This is a genomic window from Streptomyces incanus, assembly GCF_042656345.1.
Taxonomy (GTDB): Bacteria; Actinomycetota; Actinomycetes; order Streptomycetales; family Streptomycetaceae; genus Streptomyces; species Streptomyces incanus.
The window spans coordinates 102369-122870 of the sequence record NZ_JBHSPC010000073.1 but is presented as its reverse complement, the minus strand read 5'-3'; the positions used below and the strand labels follow the sequence as shown (position 1 = coordinate 122870).

The window sequence follows — 20502 nt, the reverse complement described above, 5'->3', positions numbered from 1 at the left end:
GGACCCGCTGTCCCGGAGTCAGCGGCCCCGGTACTTCGGCTTCTCCTTGTTGACGAAGGCCTGCACGGCGATCATGTGGTCCTCGGAGGCACCCGCCCGGGTCTGGAGCTCGTCCTCCTTCTCCAGGGCCTCCTCCAGGGAGTGGGTGAGTCCGTACGCCACCGACTCCTTCAGCGCCGCGTACGCCACCGTCGGCCCCGCGGCCAGCGCCCGCGCCGTCTTCTCCGCCTCCGCGCGCAGCTCGGCGGCCGGGACCAGCCGGTTCGCGATCCCGAGGTCGTACGCCTCCTGGGCCGTGATGCTGCGGGGGAAGAGCAGCAGGTCGGTGGCGCGGCCCGGGCCGACGACCCGTGGCAGCGTCCAGGAGATCCCGGAGTCCGCGGTCAACGCGACCCCGGCGAAGGACGTGTTGAACGCCGCCGTGTCGGCCACGATCCGGTAGTCCGCCGCCAGCGCGAAGCCGAAGCCCGCCCCGGCCGCCACCCCGTTCACCGCGGCGACCACCGGCTTCGCAGCCCCGGCGAGCGCCTTCACGATCGGGTTGTAGTGCTCGCGCACCGTGCTCATCGTGCGCTCGCCACCGCCCTCCCGGTCGGCGACCAGCAGCCCGATGTGTTCCTTGAGGTCCTGCCCGACGCAGAACGCCCGGTCACCGGCGGCGGTCAGCAGTACGGCCCGCACGCCCTCGTCGTCCGCGGCGGCCCGGACCGCGTCCCGGAGAGCGACCTTCGCCGCCACGTTCAGCGCGTTCATCGCCTCCGGGCGGTTCAGCGTGATCGTCGCGAGTCCGTCGCCCACCTCGTAGAGCACGGTGTCGGCCATGGTGTATCCCTCCGCGTCGCGGCTCGTGGACCTACTCGTCAGTACGTCCCTGTGCAGGACAGCATGACGGAGATCCCCGGCGCTGGAGCGGAGCCTGCGTGTGACCTGCGTCAAAGAATTCCGGTCCGATTTTCAACGATGGAGTGGTGTAAGGGGGCGCAGTATCGCAGCCACATCGCCGAATTGAGTGGTTTTGCTCGCGCGCGTTGCCCAAGCGATGCCGACTGATGTTGGTCATCGGGTCCTGGGATGCGGGATAATGGCTTGGAAGCAATGTGTTCGATGCCGGTGGCGTGTGTCCTGCTTCAAGGACCGCAGGTGCCCTTCAGTGGGCCGTCGGCTAGACGGTTGAGCTGGGTTTCAGGAAGGGGAACGAGCATGGCGGCCATGAAGCCGCGGACGGGTGATGGCCCGCTCGAGGTGACCAAGGAGGGGCGGGGCATCGTCATGCGCGTTCCGCTCGAAGGCGGCGGTCGGCTCGTCGTCGAGCTGACCCCGGATGAGGCCGACGCGCTCGGCGACGCCCTCAAGAAGGTCGTCGGCTGACGCGCAAGCGACCATACCCTTTCAGTCGCCCCGGTGCCGCATACGGCACCGGGGCGACTGTTTGTCCAGGTCAGAGCGGTGCCCGGAGGCGCCCACTACCGCTTCACCACGCAGAGCAGCCCGTCACCCACGGGCAGCAGGGACGACACCAGCTCCTGGCTCTCGCGCAGCGCCCGCACCAGTTCCCGCAGCCGCAGCACCTCGGTGGGCTGCGGGCCGGAGTCCACCGTCCGGCCGTTCGCGAAGACCCCTTCGAAGGCGACCAGGCCTCCCGGGCGCAGCAGACGCAACGATTCCGCGAGATAGTCCTGGTACTCGAGCCGGTCCCCGTCGCAGAAGACGAGATCGTAGCCGGAGTCCGCGAGGCGGGGCAGGACGTCCAGTGCCCGCCCGGGGATGAAGCGGGCCCTGTTGGCGGCGAAGCCCGCCGTACGGAAGGCCTGGCGGGCGGACTGCTGGTGCTCCGGCTCCTGGTCGACCGTGGTCAGCACACCGTCCGGCCGCATGCCGTGCAGCAGGTGGATCCCGGAGATGCCGCAGCCGGTGCCGATCTCCGCGACCGCCTTGGCGTCCACGGTGGCCGCGAGCAACCGCAGGGCCGCACCCGTACCGGGCGACACCGAGCGCAGCCCTGCCTCCTGGGCCCGGTCCCGGGCCCAGTGCAGCGCCTCGTCCTCGGCGACATAGGCGTCCGCGAACGCCCAGCTCGTCTGCCGGTTGGCGGTAATGACCCTCTCCTGTCCCCGTGGTTGCCTCGGCGTGACTTTATCCGTTGACACCGGGAACCCACTGATGGGACCGGTCGTTTACAGGGAAGAGCGAACGGCGTGTGCCGTGAAGGGGGTGGGCGTATGGGCGAGGACACCGAGCAAGTGCTGACGCAGGCCCACGAGCCGTGGCAGCCCGCATCATTTTCTCGCAAAACCGCTTATCCGGAGCTAACGGGCGAGGTGGCTATGGTAGGGGCTCCACTGGACACCACCAGAGCCGATAGGGGAGGTGCGGCTGCGCCTGGGGATCGGGGAGGAGTGCTGAGGCGCTTCCTTGGATCGGCGGGTAGGCCGAAATCTGTGAACGACACCGCTGCTGACCACAGCCACGCCGCTGAGCCGGCCCAGACCGCGAGCTTCTCCACCGACGCGGACGGGCCAGCGTGGACTCCGCCCACGTGGGAGGAGATCGTCAGCATGCACAGCGGCCGGGTCTACCGGCTCGCCTACCGCCTCACCGGTAACCAGCACGACGCGGAGGACCTCACCCAGGAGGTCTTCGTCCGCGTCTTCCGCTCGCTGTCGACGTACACGCCGGGCACCTTCGAGGGCTGGCTGCACCGCATCACGACCAACCTCTTCCTGGACATGGTGCGCCGCAAGCAGCGCATCCGTTTCGACTCGCTGGGCGACGACGCGGCCGAGCGGCTCCCCAGCAAGGAGCCCACCCCCCAGCAGGTCTTCAACGACACCCACTTCGACGCGGACGTCCAGCAGGCCCTCGACACGCTCGCGCCCGAGTTCCGCGCCGCGGTCGTCCTCTGTGACATCGAGGGACTGTCGTACGAGGAGATCGCCGCGACCCTCGGCGTCAAGCTCGGCACGGTCCGGTCCCGGATCCACCGCGGGCGCTCCCAGCTGCGCAAGGCCCTCGCTCACCGCTCGCCCCAGGCGCGCACGGAGCGCCGCTCCTTCGCGCCGCGTGTTCCCGCACTGGGAGGAGGGGGCGCGAGCACGTGAGTGGTTCACGTCCGAAACCTGCCGAGGGACACCTCGCAGAGCAGCACCTGGGAGACCGGCTTTCCGCCCTGGTGGACGGAGAGCTCGGTCATGACGCGCGTGAGCGCGTACTGGCGCACATCGCCACCTGTGCGAAGTGCAAGTCGGAGCTGGACGCGCAGCGCCGCCTGAAGAGCGTCTTCGCGAAAGCCGCGCCCCCGCCCCCGTCCGAGAGCTTCCTGGCCCGCCTTCAGGGCCTTCCGGCGGACGGTGACCTCGGCGGCGGCTCGCCACTGGGCGGCGGAGGGCTGCCGGGCGACCCGCCCGTGCGGCTCGGCGGGATGCCCGGCGCCTTCGGGACCGGCAGGCGCGGTGAGCGGTTCGAGTTCGCCTACACGCCCGCCCGGCGCCCCTCCCCCCCTCCGTTCCCGTCCCCGGCGGACCGGGGCTTCCGTGTCCATGACGTCAGGCGGCACGAGCAGGACCGGTCCTCCTCGCGCGGGATGCGGTTCGCCGCCGCGGCGGCGGGGGCGGTGTCCCTCGCGGCGATCGCCCTCGGTGGTGTCGCCACCGTCACACTCACCGACACGGAGGTCCGAGGCTCGGGCAGCGGCAGCAGTGTGACCCCGCTGCGCACCCAGGGCAGCACGGCGGCGACGACGCCCGATTCCCAGCGCCGCCGGGGCTCCACCCCCCCGCAGGGCCAGAGCGCGCGGGGTGACGCCCCGGTCGCCCCGACCCAGGCGTCCGCACCGCTGCTCCCCGGGGTCCCTCCGCCCGCCCCCCGCCACCACAGCCCTCTGGCGGTCACCCCCGTCATGGCCGGCCTGGCCCCGCTGATACCGCCGTTGTCCTTGACGGAGTGGGAGACGACACCGGGGCTCAGGACCCCCGGCGGCTTTCCCACCGCCACCGTCTCGCCGTCCCCGGCCTCCGCGCCCTCCGTCGACGCGACCGCGGCTCCCGCCCCGCCGCTTCCTCCCGCATGATCCGCTGATCGGTGCACCGGCCGGTGCACCGACCCCGTCCGCTGCGCACGGGCGTGCGAACCTGATTGAATCCAGGTGGCGCGCCCAGGCCCATGGAGCCGGGTGCCGGACCAAGAGCTCCGAGGCGCAAAGGCGTACGGAGCCACGGAGTCGAGGATCTGCGGCCAGCTGTGGGGAGAGCATGAACGAGGGGAAGCCCCCGAAGGCGAGCCCATCGGAGGAGCAGGAACAGCCGGCCGAGCCGGGCTGGGAGGGGAACGGGGACTTCGAGCTGGAGCGCCCGGTGCCGTCGGGTGACACGGCCGGTTTCGACGGCCCCGGCGGCGCGGACCTCACCGACGGTACCGGTCCGGCTCCCGCTCCGGTGGACGCACCCGAGGACGCCGACTTCGAACTCGCCCGGCCCGCCGCGGCCCCGGCCGAGACGGGGGGCGACTACGAACTGCACCGGCCCCTGAGCACCGAGGGGACGGGGAGCGGCGTGCCCGCGGAGGGCGTCGAACCCGCAGGAGCCGCCGAGTTTCGCGGGTCCGGCATGACTACGGAGTCCGCCAGGCCCGCTGAGTCCGTCGAGTCCGTCAGGCCTGCCGAGTCCTTTGAGTCCGTCGTACCCGGTTCCTTCGGAGACCGGTCCGAGCAGCCCCGGCCGCTGCATGACCCCGATCCCTACAGCACCCCGCCGTACGGTGAGCCGGGACCCTGGGCGCCCGCGCCCCCGGTTCAGCATCCGGCGGCAACACCCGCGCAGGGCGCGTCGGCTCCAGCCTCGGCACCGCCTCCGGCGCCGGGCACACTGCCGCACGGCATGCCCGTGCCCGGCGCCCCTGTTCACGACGCTTCGAAACCCGCTGCCGCTGCCCCCGTCCCGGCCGTACCCACACCCGGCGTCCCTGGACCCGACGTCCCGGACGCGAGCCACCCCGCACCCGCACCCGCGGTCGAACTCGCGCCCGCGGCTGCATCCGCACCCGTCCTCCCGGCCCCGGGTTCTCCGGCAGTGGATGCCCAGGCGCCGGCCGACCCCTGGCAGCGTTACGACCCCTGGGCCGTCGCCGCGGCGAGTGCCCCGTGGCAGCAGACCGGGGGCGCGGTCGCCACGGAGGACCGGCGGCGCAAGCGGGCCAGGAGGAAGCTCGTCGGCCTCATGCTGCTGGTCGCGCTCCTCTCGGGCAGCGTCGGCGGGATCGTCGGCACCCAGCTGGAGCGCGACGGCGGTGTGGGTGCCGTGGTGAAACTCCCGCAGGCCGAGAAGGAGCCCGCCGGGCGGGAACCCGGAAGCATCGCCGGGATCGCCGCGCAGGCCCTGCCCAGCGTTGTCACCCTGCACGTCAGCGGGGCGGCGTCGGCGGGCACTGGTACCGGATTCGTGCTCGACGGCCGCGGACACATCCTCACCAACGACCACGTCGTGCAACCCGCCGGACGTGACGGCGAGATCACTGTGACCTTCCACAGCGGCGACACCGCCGAGGCCACGGTCGTCGGCCGGGACAGCGGCTACGACCTCGCCGTGGTGAAGGTCAAGGGGGTCAGCGGGCTGACTCCCCTGCCCCTCGGCAACTCGGACAACGTGCAGGTGGGCGATCCCGTCGTCGCCATCGGCGCCCCCTTCGACCTGGCCGGCACGGTCACCGCCGGCATCATCAGCGCGCGCGAACGCCCCATCACGGCGGGCGGTGGACAGGGCGACGGCAGCGACGTGTCGTACGTCGACGCCCTGCAGACCGACGCGCCGATCAACCCCGGCAACTCCGGCGGCCCCCTGCTCGACGCCGAGGGCCGTGTGATCGGCATCAACTCCGCCATCCGCTCCGCCGGCAGCGACAGCGGCGGCGAGGCCGAGGGCGGCCAGGCCGGCTCCATAGGCCTCGGCTTCGCCATCCCGGTCAACCAGGGCAAGCGCGTCGCCGAGGAACTGATCAACACCGGCAGCGCGACCCACCCGGTGATCGGCATCACCCTGGACATGGACTACGCCGGCGACGGCGCACGCGTCGGCACCGGGGGCAGCGACGGCGGGCCCCCGGTCAGCTCCGGCGGGCCCGGGGACAAGGCCGGGATCAAGGCCGGCGATGTCATCACGAAGGTCGACGGGCAGCGTGTCCATTCCGGTGAGGAACTCATCGTCAAGACCCGCGCGCACCGCCCCGGAGACCGACTGGAGCTCACCCTGGAGCGGAACGGCGAGGAGCGGGAGATCTCGCTGGTCCTCGGCTCCTCCGGCGGAGACTAGACAGAGGGCGGCACGAAGGCACGAAGGCACGGAGACGCGGGGGACACGGGAGGCGCGGGAGGCGCGGCGGGCACGGGAAGGCGAACAGCCGGCGAAGACCGTACCCGCCGCGCAGCCAAAGGCGTCGGCACAGTACCGGTCGTACGGGGAGGCCGGGTACCGTGGACCCGGCCCGGACCACGGAAGACCGCACGGACGTACGGACACGTCGACGCACTGACCACCGAGGGCCGAGGGCCGAGGACATCGCAAGGAGCTTCAGGTGTTCAATGACATAGGACCGCTCGAGCTGGTGACGCTCGTCATCCTCGCCGTGCTCGTCTTCGGTCCGGACAAGCTCCCCAAGGTCATCCAGGACGTGACCAGGACGATCCGGAAGATCCGTGAATTCTCGGACAGTGCCAAGCAGGACATCCGCGAGGAACTCGGCCCGGAGTTCAAGGACTTCGAGTTCGAGGACCTCAACCCCAAGACGTTCCTCCGCAAGCAGCTGGACAACGACGACCTGGGGCTCAAGGAGATCCGCAGCGGCTTCGACCTGAAGAAGGAGATGGCCGAGGTCACGGACGCCGTCCATGGCCGCGACCCCGAGTCCTCCGCGGCTTCCTCGGCTTCCTCCGCGGCCCCCTCGGGCGGTCGCCTCGACATGACGAAGAAGCCCGAGAAGGCGGCCGTCGACGACCGTCCGCCCTTCGACGCGGACGCCACCTGAGCCTCGCCCGGCGCAGCCGCAGTCGGGTGCACGGGGGGTGTACGCCCCCGTGTACGTGACGCGTTTCATACTCCGTCAGAGCCCCGTACAGCCCGAACCGGACGTTCACGCGACCGCGCGCCGGGCGGTTTCCCGGGTGCGCGCCCACGAGGTGGCTATGCTGCCCCAGTTGTTGTGCGGTCCGGACGAGTACGCCCGAAGGGGGGCGGGCCGCCCCCGGTCCGACGAGAGCGAGGAGGCGTCCGGGCATGGAGACGACGAGTCGGGCAGTCGGGCAGACGCCGGCCGCGGAGGACGGACGACCGGTCCCCTCCGTCCGGCGTACGGTCGACGGCTACCTGAGCGCGCCCTTCCCGTGGTACGGCCTCGACGAGGCGTTCACGGGGCGGCGCTGGCTGATGCAGGTCGGCACCGCGGCGGACGGGGCCGTCGAGCACGGATCGATCGGGCACGGTGACGAGCCCTCGGTGCGCAGCGAGTACACGGCCCAGAGCGGCCAGGAGGCCAAGGAGAAGTTCGCGGTCGCCGTGACGGTGGCCGCCAACCCGGTGCGCCGCAGCGCGGACGGCACCGGCCTGCTGGAGGCCACCTCCGTGTCCTCCGCGGCCTGGCTCGCCGGAGTGGGGCTGCTGTCGTTCACCTGGCCGGGCCAGATGGACCACTCCCTGCGCGACGACTGGCTGGAGCAGCAGACGGAGACGGCCTGGGTGCTGGCGGACGACCTCGACGGACCGGACTGGTCGACGCTGTCCCTCCCCGTGGACGGGGTACCGACACCGTTCCACTACCGGGAGTCCGAGTTCGGCTGGGTGCTCGCGGGATCGACGCGGGCGGGCGTGCACGTCGGCGCGTACGGCCGGGGCATGAGCGCGTACGGCCTGGGCTTCGCCGTGGTCAAGGACATCACCGCCTACGTGTCCTGAGCGGGGAGCGTACGGCTCGGGGGGAGCAGGCGACCCGGCCCGAGCCGCGGAGCGCACCGCCGTCCCCGTACGGAGAAGGGCGCCGCCCCGAAGGACGGCGCCCCGGCCGGACGCGGCACGGCGGCTCTCAGGGCCCCGTACGGGCGCCTGGAGCGCTCAGAACTTGTTCCGGGGCGTGATGCCCAACGCCAGGCCCGCCAGGCCGCGCTGGCGCCCGCCGAGCTTGCCGGCGATCGAGCGGAGTGCCGAACCCGCGGGGGACTCCGGATCGGACAGGACGACCGGCCTGCCCTCGTCGCCGCCCTCGCGCAGGCGCATGTCGATGGGGATGGAACCGAGCACCGGGACGCCGGCGCCCGTGGTCCGGGTCAGCCCGTCGGCCACCGACTGGCCGCCACCGGTCCCGAAGACATCGACCATCTCGCCGCAGTGCGGGCAGGGCAGACCGGACATGTTCTCGACCACGCCGACGATCTTCTGGTGGGTCTGCACGGCGATGGAGCCCGCCCGCTCGGCCACCTCGGCCGCCGCCTGCTGAGGCGTGGTGACGACCAGGATCTCGGCGTTCGGCACGAGCTGCGCGACCGAGATCGCGATGTCGCCGGTGCCCGGCGGCAGGTCGAGCAGCAGCACGTCCAGGTCGCCCCAGTACACGTCCGCCAGGAACTGCTGCAGCGCGCGGTGCAGCATCGGGCCGCGCCACACCACCGGGGCGTTGCCCGGGGTGAACATGCCGATGGAGATGACCTTCACGCCGTGTGCGGACGGCGGCATGATCATGTTCTCGACCTGGGTCGGACGCCCGTCGGCGCCCAGCATGCGCGGCACCGAGTGACCGTAGATGTCGGCGTCCACGACGCCCACCTTCAGGCCGTCGGCCGCCATGGCCGCCGCCAGGTTCACCGTCACCGACGACTTGCCGACACCGCCCTTGCCGGAGGCGACCGCGTACACCCGGGTCAGGCTGCCCGGCTTCGCGAAGGGCACCTCGCGCTCGGCCTGGCCGCCGCGCAGGGCGTTCGCCAGCTCCTTGCGCTGCTCGTCGCTCATCACGTCCAGCGTGACGTCGACCCGGGTGACGCCCTCGAGCCGGGAGACCGCGTCCGTCACCCGCTGTGTGATCGTGTCCCGCATCGGGCAGCCGGAGACCGTCAGGTACACGGTGACCGCGACCGCCCCGTCCGCCCCGATCTCGACCGACTTGACCATCCCGAGTTCGGTGATGGGCCGGTTGATCTCGGGGTCGTTCACTGTCGCCAGTGCCTCGCGCACCGCGTCGTCCGTAGCCATGGTGTCGATGGTACGGCGCCTGGTGCGTCCCCGGGTAAGCCCGCTACTGGTCGTCTGCGTCACGTCCCGGAGACCGCTGCGCCCGCATTGCCGCGATGGAGCCGTGATGGTCCCGGTGTCCGTTCTGCCGTTCCTCGAGCTCCTTCATCACGTCCTGGAGCTCCGAGCGGATCCAGTCGCGCGTCGCGACCTCCCCGAGCCCGACCCGCAGGGCGGCGATCTCCCGGGTCAGGTACTCGGTGTCCGCGATCACCCGCTCGTCCTGCTTGCGGTCCTGCTCCAGGTTGACCCGGTCGCGGTCGTCCTGCCTGTTCTGCGCGAGCAGGATCAGCGGCGCGGCGTACGAGGCCTGGAGGGACAGCATCAGGGTCAGGAAGATGAACGGGTACTCGTCGAACCGCAGTTCCTGCGGCGCGGACACGTTCCACACCAGCCACACGATGATGACGACCGTCATCCAGACGATGAACCGGCCGGTCCCCAGGAAACGGGCGATCCGCTCCGACAAGCGCCCGAAGGCCTCCGGGTCCCACTCGGGCAGCAGCCGGCGCCTGGGCGGGCGCGGCTGGTCCAGCCGGGGCGTACGCGGGCGGCCGGCGGCCGTGGCACCCGCCGGAAGCCGCTGCTCGCGCACTCCGTCGCGCTCAGGCGCCATCGGTCACCACCCCCTCGTCGTCGTCCCTGACGTCCCTGCCGTCCGCGTCATCGGTACGGTCCGCGCCCGTCGTGTCCTCCGGGCCCCCGGTGCCGTCCGGGACGTCGTCGTTCAGATGGAACTCGGTCTCCCGCCAGTCGTCGGGCAGCATGTGGTCCAGTACGTCGTCCACCGTCACCGCGCCCAGCAGCGCGCCCACCTCGTCGACCACGGGCGCCGCCACCATGTCGTACGTGGCGAAGAACCCGGCGACCACGGGCAGTGCCGCCTGCGGTTCCAGCGGCTGCAGATCGTCGTCGAGGATCGAGCCGACCAGGGTGTACGGAGGGTCGCGCAGCAACCGCTGGAAGTGGACCGTACCCAGGTACTTGCCGGTCGGGGTCTCCTCCGGCGGACGGCACACGTAGACCTGGGCCGCGTGCGCCGGGGACAGGTCCGGGTTGCGGATGCGGGCCAGGGCGTCGGCGACGGTCGCGTCGGGCCTGAGCACGATCGGCTCGGTCGTCATCAGACCGCCCGCGGTGTGCTCCTCGTACGCCATCAGGCGCCGCATGTCGGCCGCGTCACCGGGCTGCATCAGGCTCAGCAGCCGTTCCTTGTCCTCCTCCGGCAGCTCGGAGAGCAGGTCGGCGGCGTCGTCCGGGTCCATCGCCTCCAGGACGTCGGCGGCGCGCTCCTCCTTCAGCTTGCCGAGGATCTCCACCTGATCGTCCTCGGGCAGCTCCTCCAGCACGTCCGCGAGGCGGTCGTCGTCCAGCGCGGCGGCCACCTCGGCGCGACGCTTGGGGGAGAGGTGGTGCAGGACGTTGGCCAGGTCGGCGGGACGCAGCTGCTCGAACGTGGCGAGCAGACTCTCGGCGCCCTGCCCCTGCTCCTCCAGCGAGAACCCGGTGACCGCCGACCACTCCACGGTCAGCGCCTCCCCCTTGCCCCGCCGAAACGTTCCACCCTTCTTGCCCTTGCGGACGAACACCCGGTCGATCACCCATCCCCGGCGGGCCGGCAGCTGATGCACCGACAGGTCGAGGACGGTGACCTCCTCACCGGTCTCCACGAGCGTCACCCTGCGGTCCAGGAGCTCGCCGAAGACGAGCCGCTCGGTGGGCCGCTGCTCGAAGCGGCGGACGTTGAGCACCCCGGTGGTGATGACCTGGCCGGACTGCACGGCGGTCACCCGGTTCATGGGCAGGAAGATGCGGCGCCGGTTGGGGAGTTCGACCACCAGACCGAGCAGCCTCGGCGGGCGCCCGCCCACCCGCAGCATGACGACCAGATCACGCACACGCCCCACCTGATCACCGGCCGGATCGAAGGCGGCGACGCCGGAGATGTGCGAGACGAAGAACCGGGGGGCGCCCGCTGCCATGGCGGCGGCTCCTTTTCGTACGGGTCGGTGCTGCCGTGCGTGTGTGCTGCTGCTTGCTCAGCTCCTGCTGTCCTGTCCTGCCTGCTGCCTCGGTTGTCCGGATGGCCCGTTCGGGCGACTTCAGGCTAGCCCGTCCCGATCAGCGGTGCTCCCGCGGTCGGTCCGGACGGACTGCCTCCGGCCGGCCGGTACGGCCCCGGTAATCTGCGGTACTCCGTTCAGGTCCCCATCAGAGAGGCAGCGCAACCTGTGACTCCGATCTCCCCGGGCCGTTCCCGCACAGCCACGCTGGCGGGTGCCGTGTGCGTGCTGCTCGTGACCGGAATGGCGCTCACGGGATGCTCCGAGGAAGTAGACCCGAACGAGGGCACCAACGGCGTCGGCAAGCTGTCCGCCGCCGAGATCCAGAACAGAACGCGGACGGCCGCCAAGTCGGTCGACACCGTGCGGCTGCACGGAAACGTCGTCACCAGTGGGCGTACGTACACGCTCGACATGCGGCTCAAGCCCGAGGGCGGCATCGGATCGGTCACCGCCGGGGGGCAGACGTTCCGGTTGCTGAAGGTCGACGACGAGCTCTTCCTGAAGGCCGACGCCAAGTTCTGGGGCCAGGCGAACGGCAGGGCCGGCGAGGACGGCGCGAAGGGCGAAGGCGAGGGTGAGAGTGCGTCGGACGCGGCGGCGGCCGGCAAGCTCGCCGAGAAGTACGTGAAGGTGCCGGAAGGCGACCCGTCGTACAAGAAGTTCATCGGGTTCGCGGACAAGGACGTCCTCCTCAACGGTCTGCTGACCCTGCACGGCACCCTCGCCACGGACGGCCACCACGAGCAGGGCGGCGTCCGCAGCATCCGCATCACCGGCGACAAGGGCTCCGGCGGCACCCTGGACGTCTCCCTCGAGGGCAAGCCGTATCCACTGCGCCTGGTGCGCGCCGGCAAGGCGGGCACCCTCTCCTTCTCGGCCTGGGGCGCCGACTTCGCCCTGGAGAAACCGGCCGAGGACGAGACGCTGGACTACGAGGGGCAGCTTCCGACGTCGTAGGAGGAGCGGGCGGGGCGACCGGTCAGCGGCGCTTCCTGCGCCCCGCCAGCAGTCGGGGCAGGCCCGCGGGGGCCGGGTGCCGGGTCGTCACCGGGGTCGGCAGCGGGGGCTCGGCCAGGGAACCTTCGGGCAGCGGTGCCGTCGCCCCGGTCGGCTCCAGGCGCAGCACCCGGCACTCACGCGCCCAGCGCTCCGTCATCGCCTCGCCGTCGGGCGCGTTGAGCCGCTTGCCCTTGAGCACGGCGACCGCGGCGTCCCACTGCTCGGACCCGGACGGCAGTTCCACGACCGTCGCGGCCCAGGAGACCAGCCGGCCGCCCTTGTCCTTGCTGCGCACCGTCACCTCGGCCGGCCCGCCGTCCGCCAGCCCCGGCAGCGGCTGCTCCCCGGGCCCGTCGCCGACCAGGCACATCGCACCCTCGTGCCACACGTGCCACAGCGGCCGGGCCGGGCCACCGGGCCCCCGGACCCAGACGAGGCCGGACTTCTTGGTGGCCTCCTCGACGAGGGCCCGGTCGAACAGCGCCGCACTGGTCGCACTTGTCATGGGCCCAGCCTATCCAGGGCCTCCGAGCCGGATTCCGGATCCCGGGGCCCATTCCGGAGCCGATCCCGGAGCTGGTGTCAGAGCCAGCCGTTGCGCTTCAGCATGCGGTGGATGCCCAGGCAGAGGGCCACGATCGCGCTGAGGATCACCGGGTAGCCGTACTTCCATTCCGTCTCCGGCATGTAGTCGAAGTTCATGCCGTACACCCCGCAGACCATCGTCGGTACGGCGATGATCGCGGCCCACGAGGTGATCTTGCGCATGTCCTCGTTCTGCGCTACGGAGGCCTGCGCGAGATTGGCCTGGAGGATGGAGTTGAGCAGCTCGTCGAAGCCGATCACCTGCTCGTGCACCCGGGCCACGTGGTCGGCGACGTCACGGAAGTACTTCTGGATCTCCGGGTCGATCAGCCGCATCGGCCGCTCGCTCAGCAACTGCATGGGACGCAGCAGCGGCGACACTGCCCGCTTGAACTCCAGCACCTCCCGCTTGAGCTGGTAGATCCGCCCGGCGTCGGTGCCGCGCGGGGTGCCCCCGCGGCCCGGCGAGAACACCTCCGTCTCCACCTCGTCGATGTCGTCCTGCACCGCGTCGGCGACCGCGATGTAACCGTCGACGACGTGGTCGGCGATGGCGTGCAGGACCGCCGAGGGCCCCTTGGCCAGCAGCTCGGGGTCCTCCTCGAGGCGGTGCCGCAGGCCCCGCAGGGAGCCCTGGCCGCCGTGCCGGACGGTGATGAAGAAGTCCCGGCCGGTGAAGCACATCACCTCACCGGTCTCGACGACCTCGCTGCTGGAGTTGAGCCGGTCGTGGTCGAGATAGTGGATGGTCTTGAAGACCGTGAAGAGCGAGTCGTCGTAACGTTCCAGCTTGGGCCGCTGATGGGCCTGGACGGCGTCCTCCACGGCCAGCGGGTGCAGCCCGAACTCGCGGGCGATACCGGCGAACTCGTCCTCGGTCGGCTCGTGCAGGCCGATCCACACGAAGCCCGAGTCCCGGCGCACCAGGCGCATCGCCTCCTGAGGGGTCAGGGGGCTCTCGGTCTCCACACGGCGGCCGTCGCGGTAGACGGCGCAGTCGACGACCGCGGTGGTCGTCGCCGAGTCACGGGTGGTGTCGTACGGGGCGCTGCTCTCCTTGCGCAGCGAGACACGGGAGGGACGGACCACGGCGCGCAGGTCGCGGATCATCGACATGGCGGGCTCCTTCGCGAAACGGGCAACGAAAGGCGCCGGTGCGACGGGTGGAACCACCCGGAATGAGGACGTCCTGACCAGAGATGACCCGGCCTCCGGGAAAAGCCCGGGCAAGGGATGTTTGGCACGTCCACAAAGCGGGGAGCACCGCACCGTCGCGGTGGCGAGTCTCGTCGCTGATGCAGCTACTGGGGCAGATCAGTCGGAACGAAACGAAACGCTCTTCCGATGAAGACGCGATGATGCGAGGTGACAGCCGGAACGGAGCAGCTACCTCAACGGGTGGAAGAGCGGGTGCTACTGCACGGTCGACTTCGGTCCATGCCAGCCCCACCTCCTCCGGCCGGTCCCTCGTAAGGGACGATCCTCATCCCCTGAGGGGATTCCCCCGTAGGGGGAGTGTCACAGCGGTCCCGGGGCTCCGGCGGACTCTCCCAGTGCCCTGAAAATGCCCTGCCGGGCCTGGGCGTTGCCTGGGGGGCCTACTGCGTGCTACCCCGAACCACCGGGCCACACTAGCAGCCGACCGTGTGTCAAGGCGCCGCTTCGCCTGCTACCGACGAGTTCTATGCTCGCCGCATGGCAGATGTTCTTCCTTTGGTCGAAGCCCGGTTGGTTACGGCTCTGGGTGAGCCGGACGCGCGCGCGGCGGTCACCTTTCTGGGTACGGACCGCGTCGAGGTGCTGCGCTTCCAGGAGGGCGACATCGTGCGCTACGCCACCCTTGGCATGTCCGCGCAGCCCATGGCCGACCCCACGGCGGTGATCGCGGATCCGGTCGCGGGCCCGCGCGCGGAACTGGTGCTGTCGGTACGGAGCGGTCTCGCCGACACCGACAAGGTGCTCCGGCCGCTCGCCGTGCTCGCCGCGTCCCCGCAGGTCGAGGGCGTGGTCGTGGCCCCCGGCGCCTCCCTCGACGTCGGTGAACCGCTGTGGCCCGGAGCCCCGTTCACCTCGGTGCTGGTCGCCGAGCCGGGCGGCCTGGTGGAGGACCTGGAGCTCGACGAGCCCATGGAGTCCGTACGGTTCCTGCCGCTGCTGCCCATGACGCCGAACGAGGCCGCCTGGAAGCGGGTGCACGGCGCCCAGGCACTGCAGGAGCGCTGGCTGACCCGGGGAACGGATCTGAGGCACCCCACCCGCGCCTCCGTCGCGCTGGACTGACGTGTTCCCCGCCGGGATGGGCGGCCGCTCGCCGAAGTGAGCAAGCTCACCTGCACCGGGCCGTCAACGGTGAGCCGTGGCGCCTCAGTTGGCGAGGGCTACCGGTGAGGGTGACGGCGGCCGGGTGCCGACCGGGGGCGGCCGGGTCGGTCGTGGCGGGGCGCGCGCCACGGATGCGGGCACCGGATGCGGCCTCGGACGCACGGTGCCGTAGCCCGAACCGATCGGTGTGCGCCGTTTCCGGTTCCCGGGTGACCGGTTCGGTCCGGACGGGTGATCGTCCTTGACGTGGCGGGTCGAGGGTAGGACCGTGGGGCCCTATGAGGGGCGAACCCAGTTGCCCGAAGTGTGGTGGCCGGGTCAGGGCTCCCGGCCTCTTCTCCGATGCCTGGCAGTGCGATGCGCACGGCCCCGTGCATCCGGTCCAGCCCGTGATACCGCCGAGCGTCGAGGCTCTCGACGTCGTCGTGCACCGTACCCGGGTGCCGGTGTGGATGCCGTGGCCGCTGCCGGTGGGCTGGCTGTTCACCGGTGTGGCCAGCGCGGGTGACGACCGCAGCGGCGGTCGTGCCACCGCCGTCGCGTGCACCGGACCCGGACCGCTCGGCGGCATGGGCGAGCTGATCCTCGTGGCCGAGGAACTCGGCGTCGGGCTCGGCGCGCGGTACGCGGGCGTCGACGGCCCGGACCCGGGGCCTTACCTGGACGTGGAGAAGCCCGCCGACACCAAGGTGCTGGCCGCCGGTCGCCCGACCCCGCTCTGGCACGTCTCCGGGACACCGGACGACCGGGCCGTCTTCGCGGGCGAGGCGCTCGGGATGTGGCTGTGGGCGGTGGTGTGGCCCGAGCAGTCCGGGCTCCTGATGTACGACGAGCTGGTCCTCACCGACCTCCGGGACGCCGGGGCCGAGGTGGAGCTGGTGCCCTGCGGGGCGCTGTCGCCGCGGCTGATGGAGACGCCGTGACGGGTGGCGGAGGGAGGGCCGGCGCGGAGCGCCGGTGCGGAGTGCGCGTGGAGAGGCACGGGATGCGCGTGTAGGGGGCGCCGGGCGGGTTCGGGTGTGACGGAAGCGCACGGAAGTGCGGTTATCCTGAAGTGTCCCTCCCGGCCCCCGTCCGCCCGTCACCGCTTGGAGCAACGCGTCGTGCGTATCGATCTGCACACCCACTCCACCGCGTCCGACGGTACGGACTCCCCGGCCGACCTGGTCCGCGCGGCCGGCGCTGCCGGTCTCGACGTCGTCGCGCTGACCGACCACGACACCACCCGCGGCCACGCCGAGGCCCTCGCCGCACTCCCCGCGGGGCTCACACTGGTGACCGGCGCCGAGCTCTCCTGCCGGTACGACGGCATCAGCATGCACATGCTGGCCTACCTCTTCGACCCCGAGGAACCGGCGCTGCTCGCCGAGCGCGAACTGGTCCGGGACGACCGCGTGCCGCGGGCCCGGGGCATGGTCGCCAAGCTGAACGGCCTGGGCGTGCCCGTCGCCTGGGAGCAGGTCGCCCGGATCGCCGGCGACGGTTCGGTGGGCCGCCCGCACATCGCCACGGCACTCGTCGAGCTGGGTGTGGTGGAGACAGTGAACGACGCCTTCACCCGGGAGTGGCTGGCGGACGGCGGCCGAGCCCACATGGCGAAGCACGAGACCGACCCCTTCGAAGCGCTCCGGCTGATCAAGGGCGCGGGCGGGGTGGCGGTGTTCGCCCATCCGGCCGCGAGCAAGCGCGGCCGGACCGTACCGGAGTCGGGCATCGCGGAACTGGCCGAGGCCGGTCTCGACGGCATCGAGGTCGACCACATGGACCACGACCCCGAGACCCGGGCGCGGCTGCGGGGCCTCGCGAAGGAACTGGGACTGCTCGTGACCGGGTCCAGCGACTACCACGGCAGCCGGAAAAGCTGCGTGCCCGGCGAGTTCACCACGGACCCCGAGGTGTACGGCGAGATCACGCGCCGTGCGACCGGCGCGTTCCCGGTGCCGGGGGCCGGCGGCGCCTGAGCCGCCCGTACCTCCTCGGGCCCGTACCTCCTGGGGCCCGTACCTCCTCGGGCCCGCCCCGTGCCGGGGCGTCGCCCGCTTTCTCCCTGAGCCTGCTCGTCGAGCACTCCTGAGCACGCGCCTTCCCCGGTGCCGCCTGCTCACTGCTCTCCCCCACTCCCCCCACCCCTCTCCGCTCGTTTCGTTTTGTTTCGTTTCCCAGCAAGGCAGACATGTTCGACGTCGCCGTCTTCGGCTCCCTCTTCCTGACCCTCTTCGTCATCATGGATCCCCCCGGGATCACCCCGATCTTCCTGGCCCTGACCGCGGGCCGGCCCGCCAAGGTGCAGAAGCAAATGGCCTTCCAGGCCGTCTGCGTGGCCGGTGGCGTGATCGTCCTGTTCGGGCTGATCGGGCAGCAGATCCTCGACTACCTGCATGTGTCCATGCCCGCGCTGATGATCGCGGGCGGGCTGCTGCTCCTGCTGATCGCGCTCGACCTGCTCACCGGCAAGACCGACGAGCCCCAGCAGACCAAGGACGTCAACGTCGCTCTGGTCCCGCTCGGCATGCCGCTGCTGGCCGGGCCCGGCGCGATCGTGTCGGTCATCCTCGCGGTGCAGAAGGCCGACAGCACCTCGGCCCAGGTGTCGGTGTGGGTGGCGATCCTCGCCGTCCATGTGGTGCTGTGGCTGGTGATGCGGTACTCGCTGCTGATCATCCGGGTCATCAAGGACGGCGGGGTGGTCCTGGTGACGCGGCTCGCGGGCATGATGCTCTCCGCGATCGCCGTGCAGCAGATCATCAACGGGGTTACGCAGGTGATCCGGGGCAGCTGACCACGCCGCCACGCACCACACAGGACGCACGGAGCCCCCGCACCCGTCGAGGCGGTACGAGGGCTTCGGAACAAGCGGTACGGGACCCGGCGTCCTGCGTTACGAGGCCGGTGTGTCGGCCGGGCGGATCCACAGGCGCTGCCCGATGGCGGCGGCCTGCTGCACCATGCGGTTGACGGAGGCGGCGTCCACGACGGTCGTGTCCACGGCGGTGCCGTCGACGTCGTCGAGTCGCATGATTTCGAAGCGCAAGGGCTTCTCCCTTCGTCTGGTCATCCTCCTGGAGGAGAACTACTGGGTGGACGGCCACGGGCCGGTCCGACCCGTGTTCCATCAACGGTCAACGGTTTGCCTGCTGCAAACATTCCCTATGCTAAGGAAATTCTTCGATTGGCTAATCACTGACGGGATACTGACGGGATGCTGACGGTCGAATGTTTCGAAGGAGACCGATCGGGACCGGTTGTATTCGCACAGTGACCGCCGGGACAATGGAGGAGATGAACGACGACCTGGCGGACCTGAACTCCCGCATCGACCGCACGAACGAGCTGCTCCAGCGCATGCTCGCCGAGGTGGCGAAGACGCCCTCCACGCACGCGATCTTCGTTGACGCGGGCTATCTGTACGCGGCGGCGGGGCGGCTGGTGGCCGGGACGGAAGACCGCCGGGCCTTCGACCTCGACGCCGAGGGACTCATCGACGCGCTCATCGACCGGGCCCGCACCATCTTCGCGGACAGCAGACTGCTGCGCGTCTACTGGTACGACGGCGCCAGGCGCCGCATCCACACCGCCGAGCAGCAGACCATCGCAGAGCTCCCCGACGTCAAGGTCCGCCTCGGCAACCTCAACGCCAACAACCAGCAGAAGGGCGTCGACTCCCTGATCCGCTCCGACCTGGAGTCACTGGCCCGCCACCGCGCCATCAGCGACGCGGCCCTGCTGGGCGGCGACGAGGACCTGGTCTCGGCGGTCGAGGCCGCCCAGGGGTACGGCGCCCGCGTCCACCTCTGGGGCATCGAGGCACCCGAGGGCCGCAACCAGGCCGAGCCCCTGCTCTGGGAAGTCGACAGCCAGCGCACCTTCGACCTCGACTTCTTCAAGCCGTACGTCTCCCGGCGCACGGCCCCCGGGTACGAGCCGACGACGGGCCGGCCCGCCCGCGAGGACGTCCGCTTCGTCGGTGCGCAGATCGCCGCGAAGTGGCTCGCCGAACGCGGCCGGGACTCGCTGGTGGAACTGCTGCCCGGCCATCCCTATCTGCCCGGCTCGGTCGACCAGGACCTGCTGGTGGAGGCCGAGGGCCTGCTGCAGTACTCCCTGCGCGGCCAGGCCGACCTGCGACGTGCCCTGCGCGACGGCTTCTGGGCCCACCTCCAGGCGCAGTACTAGGCGAGGGGGCGGGGGCCGGTGCCAGGGCCGGTGCCGGTGCCGTTGTGGTGGGCCTGGAGGCCGTCCCAGAAGGTGGCGAGCGCGTGTGCGGTGGGTTCGGGCCGGTCGACGGTGGGGGAGTGCTCGGCACCGGCGACGACCGTGCGGTGCGCGTTCAGGCGTACGGCCATGGCGTCGAGGTCCGGCACCGGCCAGGTGTCGTCGTGCGCACCCGACAGCACGTGGAATGCCAGCGGTACGGCGGCGAGTTCGGTGACCAGGTCCGGCTCTGTGCACAACTGCCGCCCAGTAGCCAGTAGTTGAGCTGGGCTGGTGCCCAACCAGCGGCGGCGCAAATGATCTTGACTGCCTGGCCCGCGCGCGGGGCCGCCGACCTCCTCCGGTGGGCCCATGGCCAGGATCGCCTCCCAGCACTGCGCCATCGTCATCCGGGAGAGCGCGTCCCGCAGCAGCTTCACACGCTGCTCCTGGGAGACGGAGATCCGGGCGGGGCCGGACGAGATCAGGGTGAGCGAACGGAAGGGGGAGTGGTCCTCGAGCACCGCCGCACGGGCGATCTGGCCGCCCAGCGAGTGTCCGACCAGGTGCAGCGGTAGGTCCGTGCCGAGCGCCTCCGCCTGGGCGAGCACGTCCCGCGCCAACCGGGCCCGCGCGTAAGCGGACTCGTTGTCCACGGGCCCGTCCGACTCGTACTGCCCCCGCCCGTCCACGGCGACGCTGCGGTACCCGCGTGCGGCGAGCGGCCCGTGCACCAGCGTGAAGTCCTCCTTGCTCCCCGTGAACCCGGGCAACGACAGCGCGACCCCCTTCGGCTCGACCCCGCCGGCCGGCGGAACGTCGACGACGGCGAACTCCCCACGAGAGGTGCGGAGTCGGTACGCCCGAGCGCCGGCCGGCAGGACGGAGGAGGGAGCGGAAGGGGGAGAGGAAGAAGCAGGAGGGAGGAGGGAAGGAGGGGAAGCGGGGGCGGGGTGGCTGGTCACGGGGTGAGGGTAGCTGGCGCAAGATCGCGGGTGGGGGTCATGCCTGCCGGGTGAAGCGCTGCCGGGCGACGCCTGCCGGAACACACAGACGGCCCGGTCCCCACGGGTGTG

21 protein-coding genes are annotated in these 20502 nt (G+C 71.3%); 12 read left to right on the top strand and 9 right to left on the bottom strand.

Going from position 1 to position 20502, the window contains the following annotated elements:
- Positions 1–18 precede the first annotated feature (18 nt).
- On the bottom strand, positions 19–822 hold the full coding sequence (gene chcB / locus ACFP2V_RS22685; RefSeq protein ID WP_381215429.1) for a 2-cyclohexenylcarbonyl CoA isomerase: 804 nt from the start codon (positions 820–822) through the stop codon (positions 19–21).
- Positions 823–1200: 378 nt separating this feature from the next.
- Between chcB and ACFP2V_RS22680 the strand changes: the two genes are divergently transcribed.
- Positions 1201–1368 carry a DUF3117 domain-containing protein gene (locus tag ACFP2V_RS22680; protein ID WP_003966491.1) on the top strand — a complete coding sequence of 56 codons (168 nt, stop codon included), beginning with the start codon at positions 1201–1203 and terminating at the stop codon, positions 1366–1368.
- Between the two features lie 95 nt (positions 1369–1463).
- On the opposite strand, the gene ACFP2V_RS22675 is transcribed toward ACFP2V_RS22680, so the two are convergent.
- A complete protein-coding gene (locus ACFP2V_RS22675) occupies positions 1464–2147 on the bottom strand; it encodes an O-methyltransferase (protein WP_381215425.1) in 684 nt (227 codons plus the stop codon).
- Between the two features lie 291 nt (positions 2148–2438).
- Here ACFP2V_RS22675 and sigE point away from each other — a divergent pair, with 291 nt between their 5' ends.
- The 5 genes from sigE to ACFP2V_RS22650 all read left to right on the top strand — a co-directional run bounded on the left by sigE (position 2439) and on the right by ACFP2V_RS22650 (position 7934).
- Positions 2439–3098, top strand: a complete 660-nt coding sequence (gene sigE / locus ACFP2V_RS22670) for an RNA polymerase sigma factor SigE (protein ID WP_381215422.1) — start codon at positions 2439–2441, stop codon at positions 3096–3098.
- Complete coding sequence (locus ACFP2V_RS22665; RefSeq protein ID WP_381215420.1) at positions 3095–4066, top strand: anti-sigma factor family protein; 972 nt, start codon at positions 3095–3097, stop codon at positions 4064–4066. Before sigE ends, ACFP2V_RS22665 begins: the two co-directional genes overlap by 4 nt.
- A 181-nt stretch (positions 4067–4247) precedes the next feature.
- Positions 4248–6299, top strand: coding sequence for a S1C family serine protease (locus tag ACFP2V_RS22660; RefSeq protein ID WP_381215417.1), 2052 nt, complete (start codon positions 4248–4250; stop codon positions 6297–6299).
- A 262-nt stretch (positions 6300–6561) separates the two neighbouring features.
- Positions 6562–7011, top strand: a complete 450-nt coding sequence (locus ACFP2V_RS22655; protein WP_381215414.1) for a sec-independent translocase — start codon at positions 6562–6564, stop codon at positions 7009–7011.
- Between the two features lie 248 nt (positions 7012–7259).
- Entirely contained in the window at positions 7260–7934 is a 675-nt protein-coding gene (locus ACFP2V_RS22650) for a hypothetical protein (RefSeq protein WP_381215411.1), read from the top strand.
- Positions 7935–8090: 156 nt separating this feature from the next.
- Here ACFP2V_RS22650 and ACFP2V_RS22645 read toward each other — a convergent pair whose 3' ends face one another.
- The 3 genes from ACFP2V_RS22645 to ACFP2V_RS22635 are packed head-to-tail and all read right to left on the bottom strand — an operon-like array spanning position 8091 to position 11245.
- Positions 8091–9224 (bottom strand): Mrp/NBP35 family ATP-binding protein, encoded by a 1134-nt coding sequence (locus ACFP2V_RS22645; protein WP_381215409.1) that lies wholly within the window; start codon positions 9222–9224, stop codon positions 8091–8093.
- Positions 9225–9267: 43 nt separating this feature from the next.
- Positions 9268–9879: a DUF1003 domain-containing protein gene (locus tag ACFP2V_RS22640; protein WP_381215406.1), complete on the bottom strand. Its 612-nt coding sequence runs from the start codon at positions 9877–9879 to the stop codon at positions 9268–9270.
- Entirely contained in the window at positions 9869–11245 is a 1377-nt protein-coding gene (locus ACFP2V_RS22635; protein ID WP_381215403.1) for a magnesium transporter MgtE N-terminal domain-containing protein, read from the bottom strand. Before ACFP2V_RS22635 ends, ACFP2V_RS22640 begins: the two co-directional genes overlap by 11 nt.
- 249 nt (positions 11246–11494) lie before the next feature.
- On the opposite strand from ACFP2V_RS22635, the gene ACFP2V_RS22630 reads away from it, so the two are divergent.
- Positions 11495–12286, top strand: coding sequence for a hypothetical protein (locus ACFP2V_RS22630; protein ID WP_381215400.1), 792 nt, complete (start codon positions 11495–11497; stop codon positions 12284–12286).
- 22 nt (positions 12287–12308) lie between these two features.
- Here the strand turns inward: ACFP2V_RS22630 and ACFP2V_RS22625 are convergent, their stop codons facing one another.
- Positions 12309–12833, bottom strand: a complete 525-nt coding sequence (locus ACFP2V_RS22625; RefSeq protein WP_381215397.1) for a hypothetical protein — start codon at positions 12831–12833, stop codon at positions 12309–12311.
- Positions 12834–12910: 77 nt separating this feature from the next.
- The gene (locus tag ACFP2V_RS22620; RefSeq protein ID WP_381215394.1) at positions 12911–14029 is read right to left on the bottom strand and encodes a magnesium and cobalt transport protein CorA; all 1119 of its coding nucleotides are present in this window, start codon (positions 14027–14029) and stop codon (positions 12911–12913) included.
- Between the two features lie 579 nt (positions 14030–14608).
- Here ACFP2V_RS22620 and ACFP2V_RS22615 point away from each other — a divergent pair.
- From ACFP2V_RS22615 to ACFP2V_RS22600, 4 genes are all read left to right on the top strand, one after another.
- Positions 14609–15193, top strand: coding sequence for a suppressor of fused domain protein (locus tag ACFP2V_RS22615; RefSeq protein ID WP_381215391.1), 585 nt, complete (start codon positions 14609–14611; stop codon positions 15191–15193).
- A 320-nt stretch (positions 15194–15513) separates the two neighbouring features.
- Complete coding sequence (locus tag ACFP2V_RS22610; protein WP_381215388.1) at positions 15514–16158, top strand: DUF6758 family protein; 645 nt, start codon at positions 15514–15516, stop codon at positions 16156–16158.
- A gap of 180 nt (positions 16159–16338) precedes the next feature.
- Positions 16339–17196 (top strand): PHP domain-containing protein, encoded by an 858-nt coding sequence (locus ACFP2V_RS22605; RefSeq protein ID WP_381215385.1) that lies wholly within the window; start codon positions 16339–16341, stop codon positions 17194–17196.
- A 212-nt stretch (positions 17197–17408) separates the two neighbouring features.
- Entirely contained in the window at positions 17409–18014 is a 606-nt protein-coding gene (locus ACFP2V_RS22600) for a MarC family protein (protein WP_381215382.1), read from the top strand.
- A gap of 99 nt (positions 18015–18113) precedes the next feature.
- Here the strand turns inward: ACFP2V_RS22600 and ACFP2V_RS22595 are convergent, their stop codons facing one another.
- Positions 18114–18266 carry a hypothetical protein gene (locus ACFP2V_RS22595; RefSeq protein WP_381215379.1) on the bottom strand — a complete coding sequence of 51 codons (153 nt, stop codon included), beginning with the start codon at positions 18264–18266 and terminating at the stop codon, positions 18114–18116.
- 248 nt (positions 18267–18514) lie between these two features.
- Here ACFP2V_RS22595 and ACFP2V_RS22590 point away from each other — a divergent pair, with 248 nt between their 5' ends.
- Positions 18515–19408, top strand: coding sequence for an NYN domain-containing protein (locus ACFP2V_RS22590; RefSeq protein ID WP_381215376.1), 894 nt, complete (start codon positions 18515–18517; stop codon positions 19406–19408).
- Here ACFP2V_RS22590 and ACFP2V_RS22585 read toward each other — a convergent pair.
- Entirely contained in the window at positions 19405–20307 is a 903-nt protein-coding gene (locus ACFP2V_RS22585) for an alpha/beta fold hydrolase (protein ID WP_381215548.1), read from the bottom strand. The two genes, ACFP2V_RS22590 and ACFP2V_RS22585, sit on opposite strands and share 4 nt — an antisense overlap.
- Positions 20308–20502 lie beyond the last annotated feature (195 nt).

What these genes read in the sequence shown, in the direction of transcription:
- ACFP2V_RS22620 (WP_381215394.1), bottom strand. Translation starts at nt 14,029, where the DNA reads ATGTCGATGATCCGCGACCTGCGCGCCGTGGTCCGTCCCTCCCGTGTC.
- ACFP2V_RS22600 (WP_381215382.1), top strand. Translation starts at nt 17,409, where the DNA reads ATGTTCGACGTCGCCGTCTTCGGCTCCCTCTTCCTGACCCTCTTCGTC.
- chcB (WP_381215429.1), bottom strand. Translation starts at nt 822, where the DNA reads ATGGCCGACACCGTGCTCTACGAGGTGGGCGACGGACTCGCGACGATC.
- ACFP2V_RS22625 (WP_381215397.1), bottom strand. Translation starts at nt 12,833, where the DNA reads ATGACAAGTGCGACCAGTGCGGCGCTGTTCGACCGGGCCCTCGTCGAG.
- ACFP2V_RS22640 (WP_381215406.1), bottom strand. Translation starts at nt 9,879, where the DNA reads ATGGCGCCTGAGCGCGACGGAGTGCGCGAGCAGCGGCTTCCGGCGGGT.
- ACFP2V_RS22680 (WP_003966491.1), top strand. Translation starts at nt 1,201, where the DNA reads ATGGCGGCCATGAAGCCGCGGACGGGTGATGGCCCGCTCGAGGTGACC.
- ACFP2V_RS22645 (WP_381215409.1), bottom strand. Translation starts at nt 9,224, where the DNA reads ATGGCTACGGACGACGCGGTGCGCGAGGCACTGGCGACAGTGAACGAC.
- ACFP2V_RS22635 (WP_381215403.1), bottom strand. Translation starts at nt 11,245, where the DNA reads ATGGCAGCGGGCGCCCCCCGGTTCTTCGTCTCGCACATCTCCGGCGTC.
- ACFP2V_RS22590 (WP_381215376.1), top strand. Translation starts at nt 18,515, where the DNA reads ATGAACGACGACCTGGCGGACCTGAACTCCCGCATCGACCGCACGAAC.
- ACFP2V_RS22615 (WP_381215391.1), top strand. Translation starts at nt 14,609, where the DNA reads ATGGCAGATGTTCTTCCTTTGGTCGAAGCCCGGTTGGTTACGGCTCTG.
- ACFP2V_RS22650 (WP_381215411.1), top strand. Translation starts at nt 7,260, where the DNA reads ATGGAGACGACGAGTCGGGCAGTCGGGCAGACGCCGGCCGCGGAGGAC.
- ACFP2V_RS22610 (WP_381215388.1), top strand. Translation starts at nt 15,514, where the DNA reads ATGAGGGGCGAACCCAGTTGCCCGAAGTGTGGTGGCCGGGTCAGGGCT.
- ACFP2V_RS22660 (WP_381215417.1), top strand. Translation starts at nt 4,248, where the DNA reads ATGAACGAGGGGAAGCCCCCGAAGGCGAGCCCATCGGAGGAGCAGGAA.